General features: G+C 64.1%; 21 protein-coding genes and 1 pseudogene. 7 read left to right on the top strand and 15 right to left on the bottom strand.

Going from position 1 to position 21,742, the window contains the following annotated elements:
* The first annotated feature begins 40 nt into the window (after positions 1–40).
* Complete coding sequence (locus ACSQ3P_RS06535) at positions 41–775, top strand: SDR family NAD(P)-dependent oxidoreductase (protein WP_436164769.1); 735 nt, start codon at positions 41–43, stop codon at positions 773–775.
* 204 nt (positions 776–979) lie between these two features.
* Positions 980–1,579 carry an NADPH-dependent F420 reductase gene (locus ACSQ3P_RS06540; RefSeq protein ID WP_436164770.1) on the top strand — a complete coding sequence of 200 codons (600 nt, stop codon included), beginning with the start codon at positions 980–982 and terminating at the stop codon, positions 1,577–1,579.
* A 258-nt stretch (positions 1,580–1,837) separates the two neighbouring features.
* Here the strand turns inward: ACSQ3P_RS06540 and guaA are convergent, their stop codons facing one another.
* Complete coding sequence (gene guaA / locus ACSQ3P_RS06545; RefSeq protein WP_436164771.1) at positions 1,838–3,403, bottom strand: glutamine-hydrolyzing GMP synthase; 1,566 nt, start codon at positions 3,401–3,403, stop codon at positions 1,838–1,840.
* Positions 3,404–3,452: 49 nt separating this feature from the next.
* A complete protein-coding gene (locus ACSQ3P_RS06550) occupies positions 3,453–4,751 on the bottom strand; it encodes an RsmB/NOP family class I SAM-dependent RNA methyltransferase (protein ID WP_436164772.1) in 1,299 nt (432 codons plus the stop codon).
* A gap of 491 nt (positions 4,752–5,242) precedes the next feature.
* On the opposite strand from ACSQ3P_RS06550, the gene ACSQ3P_RS06555 reads away from it, so the two are divergent.
* The gene (locus ACSQ3P_RS06555; RefSeq protein ID WP_175525400.1) at positions 5,243–5,383 is read left to right on the top strand and encodes a hypothetical protein; all 141 of its coding nucleotides are present in this window, start codon (positions 5,243–5,245) and stop codon (positions 5,381–5,383) included.
* Positions 5,384–5,405: 22 nt separating this feature from the next.
* On the opposite strand, the pseudogene ACSQ3P_RS06560 reads toward ACSQ3P_RS06555, so the two are convergent.
* Positions 5,406–5,786: pseudogene (locus ACSQ3P_RS06560) on the bottom strand (Lrp/AsnC family transcriptional regulator); the annotation flags it as partial.
* Positions 5,787–5,896: 110 nt separating this feature from the next.
* On the opposite strand from ACSQ3P_RS06560, the gene ACSQ3P_RS06565 reads away from it, so the two are divergent.
* On the top strand, positions 5,897–7,069 hold the full coding sequence (locus tag ACSQ3P_RS06565) for a glycerophosphodiester phosphodiesterase (RefSeq protein ID WP_436164773.1): 1,173 nt from the start codon (positions 5,897–5,899) through the stop codon (positions 7,067–7,069).
* An 84-nt stretch (positions 7,070–7,153) separates the two neighbouring features.
* Here ACSQ3P_RS06565 and ACSQ3P_RS06570 read toward each other — a convergent pair whose 3' ends face one another.
* The 8 genes from ACSQ3P_RS06570 to ACSQ3P_RS06605 form a co-directional block, all read right to left on the bottom strand.
* The gene (locus tag ACSQ3P_RS06570) at positions 7,154–7,456 is read right to left on the bottom strand and encodes a hypothetical protein (protein ID WP_436164774.1); all 303 of its coding nucleotides are present in this window, start codon (positions 7,454–7,456) and stop codon (positions 7,154–7,156) included.
* A gap of 181 nt (positions 7,457–7,637) precedes the next feature.
* The gene (locus ACSQ3P_RS06575; protein WP_436165173.1) at positions 7,638–8,429 is read right to left on the bottom strand and encodes an amino acid ABC transporter ATP-binding protein; all 792 of its coding nucleotides are present in this window, start codon (positions 8,427–8,429) and stop codon (positions 7,638–7,640) included.
* Positions 8,430–8,449: 20 nt separating this feature from the next.
* A complete protein-coding gene (locus ACSQ3P_RS06580; RefSeq protein ID WP_436164775.1) occupies positions 8,450–9,829 on the bottom strand; it encodes an amino acid ABC transporter permease in 1,380 nt (459 codons plus the stop codon).
* A gap of 10 nt (positions 9,830–9,839) precedes the next feature.
* Positions 9,840–11,033, bottom strand: a complete 1,194-nt coding sequence (locus ACSQ3P_RS06585) for an amino acid ABC transporter permease (protein ID WP_436164776.1) — start codon at positions 11,031–11,033, stop codon at positions 9,840–9,842.
* 103 nt (positions 11,034–11,136) lie between these two features.
* Entirely contained in the window at positions 11,137–12,159 is a 1,023-nt protein-coding gene (locus tag ACSQ3P_RS06590) for a transporter substrate-binding domain-containing protein (RefSeq protein WP_436164777.1), read from the bottom strand.
* A gap of 149 nt (positions 12,160–12,308) precedes the next feature.
* The gene (locus ACSQ3P_RS06595; RefSeq protein WP_436164778.1) at positions 12,309–13,331 is read right to left on the bottom strand and encodes an amino acid ABC transporter substrate-binding protein; all 1,023 of its coding nucleotides are present in this window, start codon (positions 13,329–13,331) and stop codon (positions 12,309–12,311) included.
* A gap of 169 nt (positions 13,332–13,500) precedes the next feature.
* Positions 13,501–14,523 carry an amino acid ABC transporter substrate-binding protein gene (locus ACSQ3P_RS06600; protein WP_436164779.1) on the bottom strand — a complete coding sequence of 341 codons (1,023 nt, stop codon included), beginning with the start codon at positions 14,521–14,523 and terminating at the stop codon, positions 13,501–13,503.
* A gap of 141 nt (positions 14,524–14,664) precedes the next feature.
* On the bottom strand, positions 14,665–15,690 hold the full coding sequence (locus ACSQ3P_RS06605; RefSeq protein ID WP_436164780.1) for an amino acid ABC transporter substrate-binding protein: 1,026 nt from the start codon (positions 15,688–15,690) through the stop codon (positions 14,665–14,667).
* 257 nt (positions 15,691–15,947) lie between these two features.
* Here ACSQ3P_RS06605 and metC point away from each other — a divergent pair, with 257 nt between their 5' ends.
* A complete protein-coding gene (gene metC, locus ACSQ3P_RS06610) occupies positions 15,948–17,138 on the top strand; it encodes a cystathionine beta-lyase (RefSeq protein ID WP_436164781.1) in 1,191 nt (396 codons plus the stop codon).
* Positions 17,139–17,141: 3 nt separating this feature from the next.
* Positions 17,142–17,882, top strand: coding sequence for a transporter substrate-binding domain-containing protein (locus tag ACSQ3P_RS06615; RefSeq protein WP_436164782.1), 741 nt, complete (start codon positions 17,142–17,144; stop codon positions 17,880–17,882).
* A gap of 87 nt (positions 17,883–17,969) precedes the next feature.
* Here the strand turns inward: ACSQ3P_RS06615 and ACSQ3P_RS06620 are convergent, their stop codons facing one another.
* The 3 genes from ACSQ3P_RS06620 to ACSQ3P_RS06630 form a co-directional block, all read right to left on the bottom strand.
* Complete coding sequence (locus ACSQ3P_RS06620; RefSeq protein ID WP_092165117.1) at positions 17,970–18,299, bottom strand: lipid-A-disaccharide synthase N-terminal domain-containing protein; 330 nt, start codon at positions 18,297–18,299, stop codon at positions 17,970–17,972.
* Positions 18,296–19,048: a glycosyltransferase family 2 protein gene (locus ACSQ3P_RS06625; protein ID WP_436164783.1), complete on the bottom strand. Its 753-nt coding sequence runs from the start codon at positions 19,046–19,048 to the stop codon at positions 18,296–18,298. The genes ACSQ3P_RS06620 and ACSQ3P_RS06625 overlap by 4 nt, the downstream gene beginning before the upstream one ends.
* Before the next feature lie 73 nt (positions 19,049–19,121).
* Entirely contained in the window at positions 19,122–20,810 is a 1,689-nt protein-coding gene (locus tag ACSQ3P_RS06630; RefSeq protein WP_436164784.1) for an ArnT family glycosyltransferase, read from the bottom strand.
* Between the two features lie 296 nt (positions 20,811–21,106).
* On the opposite strand from ACSQ3P_RS06630, the gene ACSQ3P_RS06635 reads away from it, so the two are divergent.
* Entirely contained in the window at positions 21,107–21,394 is a 288-nt protein-coding gene (locus ACSQ3P_RS06635) for a hypothetical protein (RefSeq protein ID WP_436164785.1), read from the top strand.
* Positions 21,395–21,403: 9 nt separating this feature from the next.
* On the opposite strand, the gene ACSQ3P_RS06640 is transcribed toward ACSQ3P_RS06635, so the two are convergent.
* Positions 21,404–21,619, bottom strand: a complete 216-nt coding sequence (locus tag ACSQ3P_RS06640; protein ID WP_092165111.1) for an alkylphosphonate utilization protein — start codon at positions 21,617–21,619, stop codon at positions 21,404–21,406.
* Positions 21,620–21,742 lie beyond the last annotated feature (123 nt).

Raw genomic sequence — 21,742 nt, forward strand, 5'->3', positions numbered from 1 at the left:
CTTCCCCGAACGACCAAAGACGGAGTCTGAAGGAGAAGTCATGGGAAAGCTTGAGGGTAAGGTTGCAGTCATCACGGGTGGGTCAAGCGGCATGGCGCTGGCGAGCGCCAAGCGGTTCGTTGAAGAAGGCGCCTATGTTTTCATCACGGGCCGGAGACAGGAGGCGCTCGACGAGGCCGTCAAGTTGATTGGCCGGAACGTGACCGGCGTGCGCGGCGACGCGGCCAATCTCGACGACCTCGACCGTCTGTTCGATACGGTCAAACGGGAAAAGGGCAGGATCGACATCCTGTACGCGAGCGCTGGCACGGGCGAAGCCGTCCCACTGGGCGAGATTACCGAGCAGCATTTCGATGCGACCTTCGGCCTGAATACGCGCGGCACGCTGTTTACGGTCCAGAAGGCGTTGCCTCTGTTCAACGATGGTGGCTCGATCTTCATGACCGGGTCAGTTGCTTCGATCAAAGGCTTTCCTGGTTACAGCGTGTATGCGGCGAGCAAGGCGGCGCTGCACGCGTTCGCACGCGGATGGCTCAACGAACTCAAGGGCAGGAATATCCGGGTGAATGTGCTGCACCCGGGGCCGATCGCCACACCGATGCAGGACCAAGTCCTCACCGAGGAGGCGAAGCAGATGTTCGAATCCCTGATTCCGCGGGGAAAGATGGGCCGTCCTGAGGAAATTGCGGCGGCCGCGCTGTTTCTGGCCTCAGACGAGTCGAGCTTCGTGAATGGGGTGGAGTTGTCTGTCGATGGCGGCTTCTCGGCCATCTGAATTTGCGCCGGATCACCGGAAGCGGCTGATCCGCGGGAATTGGCGTGTCCACGGTGGAACGGCTTCCGCGCTGAAGGCTCAGTCCGGCCGCGCGGACGTCGTTCACGACGGGACGTCTACCCAAAGATCTCCACACAGCAGAACGGATAACCCCGCGCCGTTGAAGGCCGAGGAATCAATCTCAACACGGATAGGAGAAGTATCATGAGCTACGCGATTGTAGGATTCGGCAGGATAGGCCAGGCCCTCGCCCGCGCCTTCGCCCGTAAAAACATCGCGGTGACCGTCGCGAGCCGCCGGCCGCCCGAGGCGTTGGCGCCGCAGGCTCGGGCGATTGGACCCGGGGTCGTCGCCAAGCCGCTGCGGGATGCGCTCGAGGCCGACACGATCATCTTGGCGGTTCCGTTCGGGGAGCATCGCGAGGTTGCGAAGGCCCTGCCGAGCTGGAAAGGCAAGACGGTCATCGACGCGATGAACGCGTTTCCAGAGCCTGACGAGCTGGACGGTCTCCCGTCGTCCGCCTTCGTCGCGAAGGCGTTCCCCGGTGCCAAGCTCGTCAAAGGGTTCAATCACCTGGGCGCGGCCACCCTCGCTGCCGATCCCATCATCGAGGGCGGCCACCGGGTCGTCTTTCTGTCTGGTGACGACGAGGACGCGACCGCTCCCGTGGAGGATTTGGCCAAACAACTCGGCTTCGCACCCGTCACGCTGGGAAAGCTCAACGAGGGCGGCGCGCTGGTGCATGCACGCGGCCGCATTTGGGGGCCGCTCATCTTCCAGGATTTGTTCAAGAAGGAGCAGTAATCGATCTGCGATCATGTGATCGACGCCGAGAGCTGGTCGCGCGCGAACGTCTTCGGGCAGCGCGCGACCGAATATTGACGGCCACAAAGTCGCGAAGGTGGGGGTGCCTGACAGCGTATGAGCGCCGTTCGAAGAGCGGGGAGACGCCCGACAGAGCGGCAGATCTGCGGGTCGCCTAGAATTTATCGCCTGCTATCGGAGGCCTAGGATTCGCTTGAGTGTCCTCTGCTGTCCGATACTACTCGAAGGTACTCCCCTTCACTCCCACTCGATCGTGCCGGGCGGCTTGCTGGTCACGTCGTAGACGACGCGGTTGATGCCCTTGACCTCGTTGATGATGCGGGTCGCGGTGCGGCCGAGGAAGGCCATGTCGTAGGGGTAGAAATCGGCCGTCATGCCGTCGACCGAGGTCACCGCGCGCAGCGCCAGCACATGGTCATAGGTGCGATAGTCGCCCATCACGCCGACGGTGCGCACCGGCAGCAGCACGGCGAAAGCCTGCCAGATCACGTCGTAGAGGCCCGCCTTGCGGATCTCGTCGAGATAGATCGCATCGGCCTTGCGCAGGATGTCGAGCTTCTCCCTGGTGATCTCGCCGGGGCAGCGGATGGCCAGGCCCGGTCCCGGGAAGGGATGGCGGCCGACGAAGGCTTCCGGCAGGCCAAGCTCGCGGCCGAGCACGCGGACCTCATCCTTGAAGAGCTCGCGCAACGGCTCGACGAGCTTCATCTTCATGCGCTCGGGCAGGCCGCCGACATTATGGTGCGACTTGATCGTAACAGACGGGCCGCCGGAGAACGAGACGCTCTCGATCACGTCGGGATAAAGCGTGCCCTGAGCCAGGAAATCGGCGCCGCCGAGCTTCTTCGCCTCCTCGTCAAAGACCTCGATGAAGAGCCGGCCGATGGTCTTGCGCTTGGCTTCCGGATCGGCGCCACATTTGGCGAGCTCGGAGAGGAAAAGCGCTTCGGCTTCAACATGAACGAGCGGGATGTTGTAGCTGTCGCGGAACAGGCGCACGACCTCTTCGGCCTCGTTCATCCGCATCAGGCCGTGGTCGACGAAGACGCAGGTGAGCTGATCGCCGATCGCCTCATGGATCAGCACGGCTGCAACCGCCGAGTCGACGCCGCCGGAGAGGCCGCAGATGACGCGGCCCTTGCCGACCTGCGCCTTGATCTTGGCGATGGTCTCGGCGCGATAGGCCGCCATGCTCCAGTCCGGCACGCAGCCGCAGATGGTGACGACGAAGTTGCGCAGCAGCTTGGCACCGTCTGGCGTATGCACCACCTCGGGGTGGAACATGGTCGAGTAGAAGCGCCGGTCCTCGTCGCTCGCCACCGCATAAGGCGCGTTCTCCGAGGTCGCCTTGACCGAGAAGCCCGCAGGCAGCTGCGTGACGCGATCGCCATGGCTCATCCAGACGGGGTAGCGACCGCCCTCCTCCCAGATGCCTTCGAACAGCGCCGAGGGTGTGATGATCTCGACATCGGCGCGGCCGAATTCAGCCGCGTGGCCGCTCTCGACCTTGCCGCCGAGCTGATGCGCCATGGTCTGCTGGCCGTAGCAGATGCCGAGCACCGGTAGCCCGGTCGAGAACACCTCCTGCGGCGCGCGGGGCGAGCCCTCATCCGGCACGGAGGCCGGGCCGCCGGAAAAGATCACGCCCTTGGGCTTGAGGCGCTGGAAGGCCTCGGATGCCGACTGGAACGGCGCGATCTCGCAATAGACGCCGATCTCGCGCACGCGACGCGCAATCAGCTGCGTCACCTGGCTGCCGAAGTCGATGATGAGAATGGAGTCGTGGATTTTTTCGCTCGTCATCGCGTTCGGTTAATGGATCGCGCGCGAGCGTGCAACGTCCTGTTGGCCTTCAGGCAATGCGTTGCGTGCAAGCCAGGTAGAATCCGTCCGTCCCGGTGCGACGCGGCGAGAGCTGCAGGCCGAATTCCGTGGCGAAACGGGCAAGCAAACCAAAGTCACCTTCGGTCGAGGCCAGCACTTGCGCGAGCGGCACCGCCGCGAAACCGGCATGTCGCGCGAGGAAAGCCCGGATGGCCTCGTCGTTCTCGTCCGGCAGCATCGAGCAGGTGATATAGGCGATGCGCCCGCCTGGCTTCACTAGCCGCGCCGCGCGCGCCAAAACCTCGGCCTGGTCCTTGATGCGCTCGGCCAAAGCGCCCGGCCGCACACGCCATTTCGCATCGGGATTACGCCGCCAGGTGCCCGAGCCCGTGCAGGGCGCATCGACCAAGGCGAGATCGACCTGTCCCGCCAGATCGATCAGCGGTTCGTGACCGCGGCTGCGCGGGATGCGGATCTCGACATTGGTCGCGCCCGAGCGCGCCAGCCGCTCATGCAGCGGCGCAAGCCTGCGGCTGTCCAGGTCGGTCGCGAACAGACGCCCCTGATTGCCCATCAGTGCTGCCAGCGCCAGCGTCTTGCCGCCAGCCCCGGCGCAGAGATCGATCACCGTCTGGCCCGGCTGCGCGCCGGCCAGCAAGGTGACGAGCTGCGAGCCCTCGTCCTGGATCTCGAAGCCGCCGGCGAAGAAGGACGGTTCGGCCTGCAATGACGGTCCGCGCCCGTCATGGCCGGGCTGGAAGCGCAGCGCATCGGGCGACCAGGCGCCGGGTTCGGGCGAGGCGTGCGCCAGATCCGCCATCAGCGCGTCGCGCGTCGATTTCAGGCGATTGGCGCGGATGTCGATCGGCGCGCGACCGGCCAGTGCCTGGCCCTCGCCCACCGCATCCCCACCGAAGCCCGCAGCGAAAGCCGGCCAGAGCCATTCCGGGACGTCGGCGCGGATCCAGTCGGGCGCGCCATCGAGCGAAAAGGCGGCGAGCCTTGCCCACTCCTCGGCATCGAGCGGCACGGGTGCGTGATTCTCGCCCGAGCAGAGCAGCGCGATCTCCTCGGCGCCGAGGCCGCGCAGGCCGGCGAGCATGCCGAGCACCAGCGCGCGAGGCGTCTCCGCCGCCATGGCGAAGGCCGAGGACGCCCTGCGGCGTAGCGCGTCATACACGAGCGAGGCGATCGCGGCACGGTCCTTGGAGCCGGCGAAACGCCGTGAAAGGCCCCAATCCTTCAGCGCGTCGGAGGCTGGGCGGCGGCGCTGGATGAGGTCGTCCAGCACCTCGATGGCGGCGCTGATGCGGGCGGCGGGCGTCATATTTCGGATCCGTGTCGTGCCGGCATGCGCGACACAAAATTGACGCGGTGATGGCACAATTAGGCGGCGGGGGCGAGACCGGCAATGCCGGTATTTCGCGAGGTACTATCATGGTTCGCATAATCCCTATCACAATCCTGGCTACTTTGGCCCTGTCCCTGGCGGGCTGTATCGAGAACGACATTGCCCACGCCAGCATGGGCTCGAATCCGTCATTCACGAGCACGTCGAAAACCCAAGGCCAGCCACAGGCGACGCCGATGAAGCCTTCCGCCAGCTCGCCGGATGCGACCATCCGGATGGAGAACCGGACCTTCTAGCCATCCCGACCCGCGCGTCCCGAGGGAGCGCCTGCCGCCGATGCGGAATCGACGGCAGGACCCCTTCCCGCGCGTGTTTGTGATTGGTCCAAGCGTAAAACAGCTTGCTTGACGAGGCGTCAGCATCGGCGGAAAGAAGAAGCGATCCGCTCCCACCGAATGGAACCGCTGATGATCCGCCTTAGCCGCCTCACCCTTGCTGCGCTCATGACGCTGGCGCTCGCCGCCTGCGCCACCACGCCGCCGCCGGATTTGACGCCGCCGGCCAAGAAGCGCCTCGACGCCAAGACGACGCTCGAGAACCGCTACTGACGAATGCCGACCGAAGTGCCGCTCAGGCGTAGCCGAGCGGCACTTCGGTCGTGTCCTTGATCTCCTCCATGACGTAGCTCGCCGCGACATCGACCATGTCGATGCGGGCGACGAGACGCTGATAGAGCCTGTCATAGGCCGCGACATCCGGCACGCGAGCCCGCAGGATGTAGTCGACCTCGCCCGAGGTGCGATAGGCGCCGACGATTTCCGGCAGGGCCCTGACCGTATCCCGGAATGCTTCCGCCCATTTGGCGCTGTGTTGGCTCGTCCTGATCCGGATCAATACCGTCAGCCCGGCATTGACCTTCGACGCCTCGACCAACGCGACGCGGGCGCGGATGACGCCGGCCTCCTCCAGCAGCTTGATCCTGCGCCAGCAGGCGTTGCGCGAGAGGTTCACCAGTAATGCAGGTCGCCCCGGCCGAATAGGCCAGGCCCGTCGACTTCACCGGCCTGTCACATCGCCTGATCATGGTCGCGCCAACGCTGACGCGACCAAGGACCGAACCGATGATGAAAGCGACCCTGCTCCGTGCCACGATGTTGGCCGGCCTCACCTGCAACGTGCTGGGCGCGGCTGAAGCGATCGCTCAGACCGCCACACCGACCTTGTCGGGCCAGAAACCGCTGATCGTCGGCCACCGCGGCGCCAGCGGCTACCGGCCCGAGCATACGCTCGAATCCTACAAGCTCGCGATCGAGATGGGCGCGGACTTCATCGAGCCCGATCTCGTGGCGACGAAGGACGGCGTGCTTATCGCCCGGCACGAGCCGATCATGAGCGGCACGACAGACGTCTCGACCAGGCCGGAATTCGCCAGCCGCAAGACCACGCGCAAGATCGACGGCGTCGACACCACCGACTGGTTCGCGGGCGATTTCACGCTCGCCGAGATCAAGACCCTGCGCGCCAAGCAGGCCTTTGCCGATCGCGACCAGTCCCATAACGGCAAATACGAGATTCCGACGCTGCAGGAGATCATCGACCTCGCCAAGACCGAGAGCACCCGGCTTGGGCGCGTTATCGGCATCTATCCCGAGACCAAGCATTCAATCTTCCACGCCGCGATCGGCCTGCCGCTTGAGGACCGCCTGCTCGACGCGCTCAAGGCCGCCGGCTGGACCGAGAAATCCTCGCCCGTGATCATCCAGAGCTTCGAGACCGCGAATTTGAAATATCTCCGCGGCAAGACGCAGGTGCGCCTGATCCAGCTCGTCGATGCCGACGATGTCGACAAGGATGGCGGCATCGTTCTGGCCGCTCCCTTCGACAAGCCCTATGATTTCGTCGTCACCGGCGACAAGCGCAGCTTCAAGGATCTCGTCACGGCAGAAGGGCTGAAGGAGATCAAGACCTATGCCGACGGCGTCGCCCCGTGGAAGCCCTACATCCTGCCGGGCAAGCAGGTCCTAGGCGATGACGGCAAGCCTCAGGATCTGAACAAGGACGGTGTGATCGACGAGCGCGACCGCGTGCTGATCGCGCCGACCAATGTGGTCAAGGACGCGCACGCCGCCGGGCTCTTCGTCCATAGCTGGACCTTCCGTAGCGAGCCCAAGCGCCTGGCCTCGAACTACAAGGGCGATCCGGCCGCCGAGTACAAGGCGTTCTTCGACCTCGGCATCGACGGGCTGTTCTCGGATTTCCCGGACGCGGCCGTGAAAGTGCGTGACAGCAAATAGGCTGCCAAACCGCGCACAAAAAAGGCCGCCCCGCGCGAGCGGGACGGCCTTTCGATTCGGGTTGCGCCGAACCTGGACTGCCGATCAGCTGCAGACGCGCTGCCGCGTCTTGATCACGCCACGCCGTGTCTCCTCGCGCGTGATGACCGTGCGGCAGCGCTCGCGGTCGCGGAACTCGACGCGACGACGATCATCGCGTCGATAACCGCGGTCCGAGCGACGATCGTAACCGTCGCGGTTATCACGGCGAACTTCGCGCTCGTTGACGCGCTCGCGCGGGCCGCGCGTATCGACGCCGACGCCGCCGGGACCGACACTGATGGACTGGGCATAGGCGCCGCCGGTCATCAGCGTGGCGGCTATGAGAGCGGGGATGAAGCGTTTCATCTTGTTTCCTCCATTTCGAGAGGAAAACAGAGTGCGGAGGTGTTTTGTTCCCAATAGCCGCCATTTGCGCGCCGCCCTATCCCAAGGGCGGTAATAAAATCACCAGTCGAGGATGGTTCAATCGCAACAAAAATGGCGCGCCGGACTGTCCGGCGCGCCATATTGTCCTATCCAACGCAGATCAGTGCAGGATCTGGCTCAGGAAGAGCTTCGTGCGCTCATGCTGCGGGTTCTTGAAGAAGGCGTTGGGCTCGTTCATTTCGACGATCTGCCCGGCATCCATGAAAATGACCCGGTCGGCGACCTGGCGGGCGAAGCCCATTTCGTGGGTGACGCAGAGCATGGTCATGCCCTCATCGGCGAGCGAGACCATGGTGTCGAGCACCTCCTTGACCATCTCGGGATCGAGCGCCGAGGTCGGCTCGTCGAACAGCATGATCTTGGGGCTCATGCAGAGCGAGCGCGCGATGGCGACACGCTGCTGCTGGCCGCCCGAAAGCTGGCCGGGATATTTCGCGGCCTGCTCGGGAATCTTGACGCGCTTGAGATAGTGCATCCCGATCTCCTCGGCGTCCTTCTTGGGCATCTTGCGGACCCAGATCGGCGCCAGCGTCAGGTTCTCGAGGATCGTCAGATGCGGGAACAGATTGAAGTGCTGGAACACCATGCCGACATCGCGACGGATCTCGTCGATCTTCTTCAGATCGTTGGTGAGTTCGGTGCCGTCGACGACGATCGAGCCCTTCTGGTGCTCTTCCAGGCGGTTGATGCAGCGGATCATCGTCGACTTGCCGGAGCCCGACGGTCCGCAGATCACCAGCTTCTCGCCGCGCTCGACCTTCAGGTTGATGTCGCGCAGCACGTGGAACTCGCCGTACCACTTGTTGACGCCGACCATCTCGACCGCGGTCGGTGTGTTCAGCGAGGTCTGCTTCAGCGCGGCGGGGCGGCTCGCGGTATTCGTTTCTGCCATGGTCATGTTGGTTTGTCCCTTCAGCGCTTTTGACCGGCGGCCATCCGCTTCTCGACCGAGATCGAGTAGCGCGACATGCCCCAGCAACACAGGAAATAGAACATCGCGGCGAAGGCATAGCCTGTCGCGCGTGTGGTCGGCGTCGCCCAGGTCGGATCGACCAGGGTCGCTTCGATGGTGCGCAGGAAGTCGAAGATGCCGACGATGGTGACCAGCGTCGTATCCTTGAACAGCCCGATGAACGTATTGACGATGCCCGGAATGACGATGCGCAGCGCCTGGGGCAGGATGATCAGCCGCATCATCTGCCAATAACCCAGGCCGAGCGACATCGCTCCTTCATATTGGCCCTTCGGCATGGCCTGCAGGCCACCGCGAATAACCTCCGCCATATAGGCGGCGGCGAAGAGTGCGACGCCGACCAGCGGCCGCAGCAGCCGGTCCGGCGAATATTCCTGCGGCACGAACAGCGGCAGCATGGTGTTGGCCATGAACAGCACCGTGATCAGCGGCACGCCACGGACGAACTCGATGAAGACCACCGAGAGGAGCTGGATGATCGGCAGCCTCGAGCGCCGCCCCAGCGCCAGGATGACACCGAGCGGCAGCGAGAAGACGATGCCGACCGCCGCGATCAGGAAGGTCACCGTCATGCCGCCCCAAAGGCCGGTGTCGACACGCGGCAGGCCGATCGAGTCAGCCAGGATCGCGATCAGGCCGAAGACGACCAGCGACAGCAGGATCAGGCGCTTGGGCCGGTAGAAGCGCTTCCAGGGCGGCAGCGCTTCCTCGACGGCCAGGAAGGCAGGGCCGATCCAGAAACGCGCCAGGGCCGGCACGAAGGACAGCACCAGATAGACCACCATCAGCGCCAGCGTCAGGATGATCAGCCAGCGCAGGAAGCCTTCGGCATTGGGGCCGCCGAGCAGCAGCACATAGGCGCCGATCGGCAGCATGACGAAGAAGAAGAACAGGCCGACCTTCTTCAGTGGCGCCCTTTCCCAAAGCAGCCAGACCACGCCGAGTGCGAACATCGCGAAGACGATGTTGACGCGCCAGCGTTGCGGCACCGGATAGGAGCCGTAGATGAAGTACTGGAAGCGGTCGGCGATATAGGCCCAGCACGCCCCGACCGGCCGGCCGATCTTGTCGGCCAGACATGCGTCGCGACTGGTGCCGCTCCAGACGGCGTCGATGAAGTAGAACCGCACCATCTCCGGCACGGTGGTCACGACGATGTAGACGCAGAGCAGCGTCAGGATCGAATTGACCGGGCCGGAGAACAGGTTGGAGCGGACCCAGGCGAGAGGCCCCGCGACTGAAAGCGGCGCGGCTTCCTGAGGCAGCGTCTCCTTGCGAACGAAGGCGTAAGGTGAGTTTTCGAGCGTTGCGTCGGTCATCGTGGCGCCCTCACCGTTCCACCAGCGCCATGCGCTTGTTGTAGATATTCATGAAAAACGAGGTGACGAGCGAGATCGTGAGATAGACCGCCATGGTGATCGCGACCACCTCGACCGCCTGCCCGGTCTGGTTCAGCACCGTGCCGGTGAAGACCTGGACGAGATCGGGATAGCCGATCGCGACCGCCAGCGAGGAGTTCTTGGTCAGGTTGAGGTAGTTCGAGGTCAGGGGCGGGATAATCACCCGCATGGCCTGCGGGATGACGACGAGCTTCAAGGTCGGCCCGGCGCGCAGCCCCAGCGCATTGGCAGCCTCGGTCTGCCCTTTCGAGACGGCGAGAATGCCGGCGCGCACGACCTCCGCGATGAAGCCTGCAGTGTAGGTCGTAAGACCCAGCAACAGCGCGACGAATTCCGGGAAGATCTGGATGCCGCCGCGCAGGTTGAAGCCGGCGATCTCCGGATAGATGAACGAGACCGGGCGGCCCGTGACGAGATAGACGAAGAACGGCAGCACCACGATCAAGCCGAGCGCGATCCAGCCGACGGGATATTGCTTGCCCGTCGCCTCCTGCTGCTTGCGAGCCCAGATGCGGAAGATGATCGAGGCGACGATGCCGATCAGGAAGGTCCAAACGATGAGAGAGCCGCCGGGACCGAGCTGAGGATCAGGAAGGTAGAGGCCGCGATTGTTGAGCAACGCTCCCGCCGGCAGTTCGATCGACTGGCGCGGATTGGGCAGCGGCTTCAGCACCGCATTGTACCAGAAGAACAATTGCAGCAGCAGCGGCAGGTTGCGGATGACCTCGACATAGATCATCGCGAGCTTCGACAGCACCCAATTGCTGGAGAGCCGCGCCACGCCGACGAAGAAACCGAGGAAGGTCGACAGCACGATGCCGATCGAAGCGACCAGCAGCGTGTTCAGAAGGCCGACATAGAAAGCCTCGCCATAGGTCGAGCCCGAGGCGCTGAATGGGATCAGCTTCTGGTTGACGTCGAAACCTGCGGCATTGTGCCAGAAGCCGAAGCCGGACGCGATCTTCTGCGCGCGCAGATTGGTGATCGCGTTCGACGCGGCCGAATAGAGCAGGAAGCCGACAACGGCGAGCAGGGCCAGCTGGTAGACATAGCCCCTTATCTTGGGATCGTAGAGCAGCGAGGCCTTGCCTGGCTGAACCGTCTCGGTCGGAATGGTCGACACGTGTTACGCCCTTTTTTGTTTTGATTGCGGCAGCTGAACCGGCAGCGGCCTCGACCGCCGCCGGATGTTTCCTTCTGATCTCAGACCGTTGCGCTAGAGCGCCTCAACGGATCGGCGGCGCGTATTGCAACCCCCCTTTGGTCCAGAGCGCGTTCTGACCGCGCGCGATCTTCAGCGGCGAGCCCGCGCCGACATTCTTCTCGAAAACCTCGCCATAGTTCCCGACAAGTTTGACGATGCGATAAGCCCAATCATTGCTCAAGCCCATCGGCTCGCCGAACTTGCCCTCGGTGCCGACGAAGCGCCTGATCTCGGGGTTCTCCGATTTCAGCATCTCATCGACATTGGCCTTGGTGATGCCAAGCTCCTCGGCGTTCAACATCGCGTTATGCGTCCATTTGACGACATCGAGCCAATTGTCGTCGCCATGGCGGACAACCGGGCCGAGCGGCTCCTTCGAGATGATCTCGGGCAGCACGATATGGTCCGTCGGAACCTGGAGCTTCAGGCGCTCGGCGTAAAGACCCGACGAGTCCGTGGTGAAGGCGTCGCAGCGGCCGGATTCATAGGCCTTGATCGTCTCGTCGCCGCTGCTGAAGGCCACGACCTCGTACTTCATCTTATTCGCGCGGAAGAAGTCGGCGAGGTTCAACTCGGTGGTCGTGCCTTGCGCGACGCAGACCGAGGCGCCGGCGAGCTTGAGCGCGGAGTCGACGCCGAGCTTCTTGCGGACCATGAAGCCCTGGCCGTCGAAGTAGTTGATCCCAGCGAAGTTGAGGCCGAGCGAGGTGTCGCGCGACAAGGTCCAGGTCGTGGTGCGCGAGAGCAGATCGACCTCGCCGGCCTGAAGCGCCGTGAAGCGGTCCTTCGACGAGAGCGGTACGAACTTGACCTTCTGCGGGTCGTTGAAGATCGCAGCCGCCAAGGCGCGGCAAAGATCGACGTCGATGCCTGTATAATTGCCCTGCGCATCGGGCATCGCGAAACCGGCGAGGCCCGGGCTCGTGCCGCATGTGACGACGCCCCTCGCCTTGATCTGCGGAAGCAACCCTGTCTGGGCCTGGGCAAAGCCCGCGCCGAGAGCGAGCGATGCGAGCACCAGTGCGGACGTGACGGTTTTTTTCATTGCGTTCCCCTGTTTTAGGTGCGGGCTTACGCCCGTACCTAAAACGCTTAGCAAGTCCCGGACCATGCGCTTTCGATGCGTAGCGGACGGCGCGGGGCCGGGATCGATACGGCGCCGGCACGCAGCCGACGCCGATCTCTCGCGATGCTTCAGCGGATCGGCGGAGCGTATTGCAGCCCCCCCTTGGTCCAGAGCGCGTTCTGGCCGCGCGCAATCTTCAGGAGCGAGCCCTGGCCGACATTCTTCTCGAAGACCTCGCCGTAATTGCCGACATGCTTGATGATCCGGTAGGCCCAGTCATTGGTCAGGCCCATCGGTTCGCCGAACTTGCCCTCGGTGCCGACGAAGCGCTTGATCTCGGGATTGTCCGATTTCAGCATTTCATCGACATTCGCCTGGGTGATGCCGAGTTCCTCGGCGTTCAGCATGGCAAAGTGAGTCCATTTGACGATGTCGAGCCAGTTGTCGTCACCATGGCGAACGACGGGGCCGAGCGGCTCCTTCGAGATGATCTCAGGCAGGACGATGTGGTCGGCAGGCGTCGTCAGGTTCAGGCGCTCGGCATAGAGACCCGAGGCGTCCGTGGTGAAGGCGTCGCAGCGGCCTGCCTCATAGGCCTTGACGGTTTCGGTGTTGCTCGCGAAGGCAACGACCTCGTACTTCATCTTGTTGGAACGGAAATAGTCCGCAAGGTTGAGTTCCGTGGTCGTGCCCTGCTGCGTGCAGATTGAGCCCCCGGCCAGCTTCAACGCGGAGTCGACGCCGAGTTTCTTGCGGACCAGGAAGCCTTGGCCGTCATAATAGTTCACGCCCGCGAAATTGAGCCCGAGCGAGGTGTCGCGCGACAGCGTCCAGGTCGTGGTGCGCGAGAGCAGATCGACCTCGCCCGATTGCAGCGAGGTGAACCGGTCCTTCGCCGAGAGCGGGATGAACTTGACCTTCAGCGGATCGTTGAAGATCGCCGCCGCGACCGCGCGGCAGAGATCGACGTCCAAGCCTGTCCAGTTACCCTGGGCATCGGGAATACCGAAGCCGGCAAGGCCCGTCCCCGAACCGCAATGGAGAATCCCTCGGTTCTTGACCTGGGCAAGCGTGCCGGTCTGCGCTTGCGCTCCGCCGACGCAAGCGATGGTTGCTGCCGCGGTGATCGCGGCGGCGAAAAATTTATTCATGGTTGTTTCCCCTGTTGGCGGAACGGGTTCTTCCCGTTCTCGAAATGGTAGCAAGTCCCGGACCAAACGATCCTCGCCCGGTATCCTCCCCTTCTTCCCTCACAAAATAAAGCCGTCGCGACCAAACCGCGAACGGAGCGCCGGCAGAACCGACGCTCCGCTGAATCGATCAACGGACCGGAGGAGCGTATTGCAATCCCCCGTTGGTCCACAGCGCATTCTTTCCACGGGCAATTTTGAGCACGGAGCCAGCACCGACATTGCGCTCGAACGCCTCGCCGTAATTGCCGACGAGCTTGATGGCCCGGTAGGCCCAGTCATTGCTCAGGCCGACCGCTTCGCCGAACTTGCCCTCGACACCGAGCAGGCGCCGGATCTCGGGGTTGGCCGATTTGAGCATCTCGTCGACATTCGCCTTGGTGATGCCGAACTCTTCCGCGTTCAGCATCGCGAAATGCGTCCATTTCACCAGGTTGATCCACTGCATGTCGCTGCTGCGGACAACCGGGCCAAGCGGTTCCTTGGAGATGATCTCGGGGAGGACGACGGCATCCTCGGGCGCGGTCAGCTTCAGGCGCAGGGCGTAGAGCGCGGAGGAGTCGTCGGTCAGCGCATCGCAGCGTCCGGATTCGAAGGCCTTGATCGCCTCGTCACCCTTGTCGAAGGCGACGACCTCGTACTTGATCTTGTTGGCGCGGAAGAAATCCGCGACGTTCAACTCGGTCGTCGTGCCCTGCTGCAGGCAGATCGACGCGCCATCGAGCTTCAGGGCGGATTGGACGCCGAGCTTCTTCTGAACCAGGAAGGCCTGGCCGTCATAATAGTTCACGGTCGAGAAGCTCAAGCCGAGCGCGGTGTCGCGTGCCATCGTCCAGGTGCTCGTCCGCGACAGCAGATCGACCTCGCCTGACTGAAGCGCGGTGAAGCGGTCCTTCGACGACAGCGGAACGAACTTGACCTTGCTGGCATCGTTGAAGATCTCGGCCGCGATAGCACGGCACAGATCGACATCAAGGCCGACCCAGTTTCCTTGCGCATCAGGTATGCCGAAGCCGGCCAAGCCCGGGCTGACGCCGCAAATGAGTTCGCCGCGGTTCTTGACCGTTGCGAGCGAGGAGGTCTGTGCCTGGGCGTGTTCAACGCCAGGAAGGAATGCGGCAAGCGCGAGCGCCGCTACGAGCAATCGTTTCATGGTAGTCCCCTATCCGGAGCGGTTCATCCGCTCTCGCGTATTCTGGGCACCTAGAGCCGCATATTCTGCGGTTTATGAGGACCTATTCGGCGTGAGCAGCCCGGGCGCCGAACAATGTCGGCGCCCGGATTTGGTTTGATGTCAGCGAACCGGCGGGGCGTATTGCAGGCCGCCCTTGGTCCAGAGACCATTCTGGCCGCGTGCGATCTTCAGCAGCGAGCCCTGGCCGACGTTCTTCTCGAAGGATTCGCCGTAATTGCCGACCAGCTTGACGATGCGGTAGGCCCAATCGGCCGTGAGGCCGACGCCTTCGCCGAACTTGCCCTCGACGCCGAGCAGACGCTTGATCTCGGGATTGGGCGACTTCAGCATCTCGTCGACATTGGCCTTGGTCACGCCGAGCTCCTCGGCGTTCAGCATGGCGTAGTGCACCCACTTCACCAGGTTGAACCACTGCGCATCGGTGTTGCGGACGGACGGGCCGAGCGGCTCCTTGGAGATGATCTCGGGCAGGACCATGTGATCGTCCGGCGCCGTCAGCTTCAGGCGCTCGGCATAGAGGCCCGAGGCGTCGGTGGTGAAGGCGTCGCAGCGGCCGGCGTCATAGGCCTTGACCGTCTCGTCGGAGGAGGCGAAGGCGACGACTTCGTACTTCAGGTTATTGGCGCGGAAGAAGTCGGCCAGGTTCAGCTCGGTCGTGGTGCCCTGCTGGGTGCAGACCGAGGCGCCTGAAAGCTGCAGCGCCGAGGTGACGCCGAGCTTCTTGCGGACCAGGAAGCCCTGGCCGTCATAGTAGTTCACGCCGGTGAAGAGCAGGCCGAGCGAGGTGTCGCGCGACATCGTCCAGGTCGAGTTGCGGACGAGCAGATCGACCTCGCCCGACTGCAGCGCGGTGAAGCGGTCCTTCGCCGAAAGCGGGATGAACTTGACCTTGTTGGCATCGTTGAAGATCGCCGCGGCGATAGCACGGCAGTAATCGACATCGAGGCCGACCCAGTTGCCCTGGGCGTCCGGCACGCCGAAGCCGGCGAGGCCGGTGTTGGAACCGCAGTTGAGGATGTTGCGCGACTTGACCTGGGCCAAAGTCGCAGGCGCCTGCGCCGAAACCGCTGTGGCGGTGACCGCGAGCCCAAGCCCTGCGATCGCGGCTGCCAAAAATTTCTTCATTGCTCTCTCTCCCATTGAGGTCTCCTGTCCGGCCGGGCCGGCAGGCCGTCATCGGCTTCGCCGCCTGCAGGCATTTTGCCCGCTCTGATTGCACAGGAATTAAGCGGCGTCCCCAAGGTCGATTGCCAGAGACGCTCATGAGCGTCAAGCAACGGCCCATATCCGGCACGCCTCTTTCCCGCCTTCGCATCACATGCAAGTTTCGAAGGGTGGTCAAGCCTGACCCGGAACCAAAGAACGGCCTCGCGATTCCATCCATGAAAAAGCTGTCCCCGCCTGACTTCGCGCGCCTGCGCGAGAAAACCCGCCTCGTCCTTGCAGGCCGCGATCCGGCCGATAGCTATGGTTTCGTCAATCCCGCAATCGTGCGCGGCTCGACGGTGATCTATCCCAATATGGAGGATTTCCTCGCCCGGAAGTCGCGCTACACCTACGGCACGCAGGGCAACCCGACGATCGATGCGCTGATCGCGGCGCTGAACACCATGGAAGGCGGCGCTGGCGTCGTCGTCTGCCCCTCGGGCCTGCTCGCCTGCACCTTGCCGATGCTAGCGGTGCTCTCGGCCGGCGATCACCTTCTGGTGACCGACAGCGTCTACCGGCCGACGCGCAACTTCTGCAACAAGATGCTGCCGCGCCTGGGCATCGAGGTCAGCTATTACGATCCCGCCGTCGGCGGCGATATCGCGAAGCTGTTCAAGCCGAACACCAAGGCTGTCTGGACCGAGGCGCCGGGCTCGCAGACCTTCGAGATGCAGGACATTCCGGCCATCGTAGAAGCCGCGCATGCCCGCGACGTGCTGGTGCTGATGGACAACACCTGGGCGACGCCGCTGTTCTTCGACAGCCACAAATTCGGCGTCGACATCTCGGTGCAGGCTGGCACGAAGTACTACGCCGGACATTCCGACGTGCTAATCGGCACCGTCTCGGCGCGTACGCCCGAGCTCTACAAGCTGGTCCGGGACTGCTGGGAGACGCTCGGCGTCATCATCGCGCCCGAGGACGCCTTCCTGACGCTGCGCGGCATCCGCACCATGCATATTCGCTTGAAGGAGCAGATGCCGGCTGGCCTGGACATGGCGCAGTGGCTGAGCGAGCGCCCGGAAGTGGCGCGGGTGCTGCACCCGGCGCTGCCGAGCGACCCAGGCCACGCGCTCTGGAAGCGCGACTTCACCGGCGCCTCCTCGCTGTTTGCGATCGAGCTGAAGCCCGTGGCGATGAAAGCTGTCGGCGCCATGCTGGACGGCCTGACCCTGTTCGGCATGGGCGCGTCCTGGGGCGGCTATGAGAGCCTCGTCCTGCCTTTCGACTGCAAGCCCTACCGCACGGCGACGATGCCAAACTTCGCGGGGCCGACGATCCGCCTGCATATCGGGCTCGAGGACCTCGAGGATCTGAAGGCCGATCTCGACGCCGGTTTCGCCCGGCTGCGCGCGGCGAGCTGAGGCGTGGCGGATAGCCCATCGAGCCCGATCGTCTTCGCCTATCTCGACGAACCGCCCTTCTGCTTTCCAGCAGAGGGCGGGACGGCGGGAGGCAGTGATGTCGAGCTGGTGACGGCCGTGCTGAAGGCGCTTGGCATCGTTTCGTTCGAGACCCGGCTGACGAGCTTCGCCGAACTGTTGCCCGGCCTCGTCGACGGGCGCTGGACGATCACCACCCCGCTCTTCATCTCACCGGAGCGGCTGGAACTCGTTGATTTCAGCCATCCGGTCTGGGCTCTGGCCGACGGCCTGATGACCAGGCAGGCGGATAGCGCGCGCCTGACGAGTTATGAAGCCCTGGCGCGCGATGGGCGTTCACGGCTCGCCGTCGTGTCCGATCAGGTCCAGGAGCAGACCGGATTGAAAGCAGGCATCCTCGATGATCGCATCCTGCGGGTCGCCACGCAGGAGGATGCCGTGGATTTGGTGCGATCGGGACGTGCCGACGCCTATGCCAGCGTCGCCATGGCGCATCGCGGCTACCTCGCGCTCCACCCCGACCCCAAGCTTGCCGTCGTCACGGTGGGAGCCGCGATGCCGGCTCGCGGCGCTTTTGCCTTCGCCAAATCGGCGGCCGGTTTCAGGCGGCGTTTCGATGAAGCCTTGCGCAGCCAGCTCGGCAGCGCCTGGCACCGCAGCATGATGGCGCGCTACGGGTTTTCGCCCGACGACCTGACGCTCGATCACGTCGCATTCGGGCGGTAACGTCCGAATGCGAAAAACGTGATCGATTCCTGGAGTTTAGAGCATTGCTTCTGCGAAAAACCGGTACCCACTTTTTCGCGCAACGCTCTATGAGGCCGAGCGCCTTTTGCGATTGCTGAAGATCAGCATGAGATTGCGCACATAGATCACCACCGCCAGCGCCTGACCCATGATGATGATAGGTTCGCGCTTGACGATGCCGTAAACCAGCGTCATCGCGCCGCCGGCCATCGAAAAATACCAGAAGGAGAGCGGCATCACGGAGTTGCCCTCGCGCTCGCTGACGAGCCACTGCACCAGGAAGCGCGCTGTGAAGAGCAACTGCGCGATGATGCCGAAGGCGAGCCAGAAGTCGAACTTCAGCACGAAGACGTCGTAGATATAGTCGGATACGGCGTGGCCGATCGAGATGATCATGATTGCGTGTCCGGCACGATCTGAGGAATGCGCTTGCGCCGGCGGATCAGCCACCAGACGCCGGCAAGGTCTAGAATACCGACCCACAGCCGGTCGAAAAAGCCGTAATTCGAGACGCCGGTGAGCCGGGGCCGGTCACGGACCTCGACATGCACGATGCCATAGCCCTCGCGCGCCATCAGCGCCGGCATGAAGCGGTGCAGCGCATCAAAATAAGGCAGGGCGAGATAGGCCTCGCGGCGAAAGCATTTCAGGCCGCAGCCGGTGTCGCGCGTGCCGTCCTTGAGGATGCGCCCGCGCACGCCGTTGGCGATGCGCGATTGCAGCTTCTTGAAGCCGGTGTCCTTACGCCCGACGCGCTGCCCCTGCACGAGTCCGGCCTGCAGACCCGCCTGCTGCAGCGCCTCCAGCATGCGCGGCAGGAAAGCCGGGTCGTTCTGGCCATCGCCGTCGAGCGTCGCGACGATCGCCGAGCGGGCATGGCGTACGCCGCTGCGCACGGCCGCGCTCTGACCGCAGGACTGGGCGTGAGTGACGACGCGCAGCCAGGGCCGGCTCACTATCAGCCCCGCCAGCGCCTGCGCGGTGCCATCGCTCGAGCCGTCATTGACGAAGATCACCTCGAAACCACTGATCGTGGCGCAGGCGGTCTCGATGTCGGCCAGCAAGGGGCCGACATTGCCGACCTCGTTGCGGACGGGGACGACGACGCTGAGGATCGGCGGTGGAACTGCGGGGCTGTCGGTCAACGGGACATCATCCGGGAAAACGGCGCGCAACCTGCGTCAAGCGGGGCTGCGCGGCAAGGAACATTCATCTGGCTCACGGGCGCACGAACACCGCGATCTCGAGCCGGCGGCCGCCATTGAGATTGAAACCGTTCAGCGTGGTCAGCAGCCGCGGCGTCAAGCCGGCCTGGGAGATCGCCGTCTGGAACTCGGCCGCGAAGCGCTTCTCGACGAAGGCGACGCGGCAGCCGGGCTGGCCCAGGAAGGACGCCGCCGCCGCGCCGTCCGCCGCCATGGCAAGATCGGTGCCGGTCAGGAAGACCAGGCTCGGCTCGCGATAACCCGCCGTGATGACTTTGGGATCGGTGCAGCCGGCCGTGGCGACGGTCTCGGCCAGGCGCGGCGACAGCTTCAACGAACGCAGGCTTTCGACAGCGAAACCATAGACGCCGGCGCCGAGCAGGAGGCTCGCCAGCACGCAGCGCCAGAGCGCGCCTTCGAGATCGCCACGACGGAAGGCCGCGACCACGCGCCAGGCGACGAGCAGCATCAGGACAAGCAGCGGCAGCGCCAGATAGGGCAAGGTCTGGTCGAGCGTCCAGTTGCCGTAGAGGATCACCCCGACAAGCGCGAGCGGGACCAGGAACACCAGCGCGGCGGTCGCCACGGCGCCACGCCGGAAGCGGTCGATACCGCCATTGACGAGCGCCAGCAGCAGCAGGGCGGTGATTGCCGGATAAAGCGGCAGGACATAATGCGGCAGCTTGGTCGGCACCGCCTCGAAGACGATCCAGGACGGGATGATCCAGGCCAGCAGGAACAGGATCTGCGGTTCGCGGCGGCGCACCCAGGCGAAGGGGATCGCCATCGCCGCGAATGCCGCCGCCGGCCAATAGGTGCCGAAGAAGATCAGCAGATAGAGCCCAGGCGGCCCCCAATGCTTCTCCTGGCCCTCGGAGACCTTGCCGAGCATGTCCTGGCCGACGCTCTCAGCGAAGAAGGAACCACCCGTCTTCATCATAATGGCGATGAACCAGGGCAGCACGACGATGAGGCAGAGCAGCAGGCCCGGCCCGAAGCGCAGCGGCTTCAACCAGCGGACGCCACGTTCGCTCACGCAGAGCACGATCATGGCGAGGCCCCAGACCATCGGCACGATCGGCCCCTTGATCAGCAAGGCGATCGCGGTGGCGCCCCAGAAGACGAGCCAGTTCCAGCGGCTCGGCACAAAGGCGAGCGAGCGTGTCCAGTCGAGCCAGGTCCGCGCGAGTGCGCCCATGGTCGCGACCGCGCAGGCGGCCAGCACCGCATCGGTCTTGGCGATGCGCGCCTCGACGCCGAGCAGCACACAAGCAGCCATCAAGGCGCCGCCGAGCAAGGCCAATGGCGGGCTGACGAAGGCGAGCAGCGCCCAATAGCTCAGGAGCACAGCCGCCACGGCGCCGACCAGCGAGGGCAAGCGGTAGAGCCAGATCTGGGTCCGCGCCTGCGGCACGCCGAGCGCCTCGCCGGCCGAGACCGCCGCGCTCTGCAGCCAGTAGATGCCGACCGGCTTCTTGTGACGCGCCTCGGCCTGGAAGCGGATATCGACGAAATCGCCGCTCTCCAGCATCTGCTTGGAGGCTTGAGCGAAGCGCGGTTCGTCGCGGTCAAGCGGCTGGAGCGTGCTGAAGCCCGGCAGGAACGCGGCGAGCGCCAGCAGGAACAGCAGCACGCAGGCGCGCAGATGGCTCGCTGAAGCAAAGCTCGTGATGCGGTCGATCGCAGGGGTCAGCGAAACCATGATGATCCTTGCGACCGAGGTCGCGCTCGTGACGTGCCGGTGTGGCAGCCCCTCATCACGAGCGAAAGCCCATAGCGGAGCTGTGCCCGGATGACGAGCCTTTCGGGCGCGATCAAGGCGGAGCCATGCCTCGAAAGCCATGACCGGCGCGGTTTACGCCGCCTGTCGCGGCGCTGCAAGCCAAACGCCATGACAGACCGATGCTGTAGAGCTTTGACTATGCATCGGCTTGTCCCGAAAACCGGTTCTCACTTTTCGGGCCGATGCTCTAGCTTGGGTTCCAACTGGAGACGGCGATGGGCAGGCTTCTTCTCGGGGCGATACGCAGCGGCCTCTGGGGCTTGCTGCTGGGGCCATTGATTGCAGTGCTGCTCGTGATCGCGGCGATGATCTTCGACCCGAAATGCGGCGTAGGCGATTCCGGCGGCTGCGCCATGGGGCTGGTGACAGCGCCGCTCGCCATCGCATTGCCGAGTTTCGGGCTGTTTTTCGCGTTCGGGCTGGCGCGCGGCCTGTGGCGCCAGCGGCCGCGCGATCTTCGAGCGGCGATCAAGCGCCTGCGCAATTGGGGCCGGGACGATTGAGAGCTGAATTCAGGCGCGCTTGAGGAACTCGGTCTTCAGTACGAGGCCCTTCACCTTCTCGGCATTGCACTCGATCTCACCCGGATCGTCCGTCAGGCGAATGTTCTTGACCAGCGTGCCACGCTTCAGCGTGACGGAGGTTCCCTTGACCTTGAGATCCTTGATCAAGGTCACGGAATCGCCGTCTTTCAGCGCCGTGCCGTTGCTGTCCCTGACATCGCTCATGACAATTCCCGAAATCTGAAGCCTTGGCGTGCCGAAGGCGCGGCGCTCTAGCTGATCTGACAAGACCTTTTCCAACGCAGGCGTCCTATAGCCACCTGCCTTTCCCGGGGCAAGTTGGAAGCT

The organism is Allobosea sp. LjRoot9 (assembly GCF_964252745.1).
GTDB lineage: Bacteria > Pseudomonadota > Alphaproteobacteria > Rhizobiales > Beijerinckiaceae > Allobosea.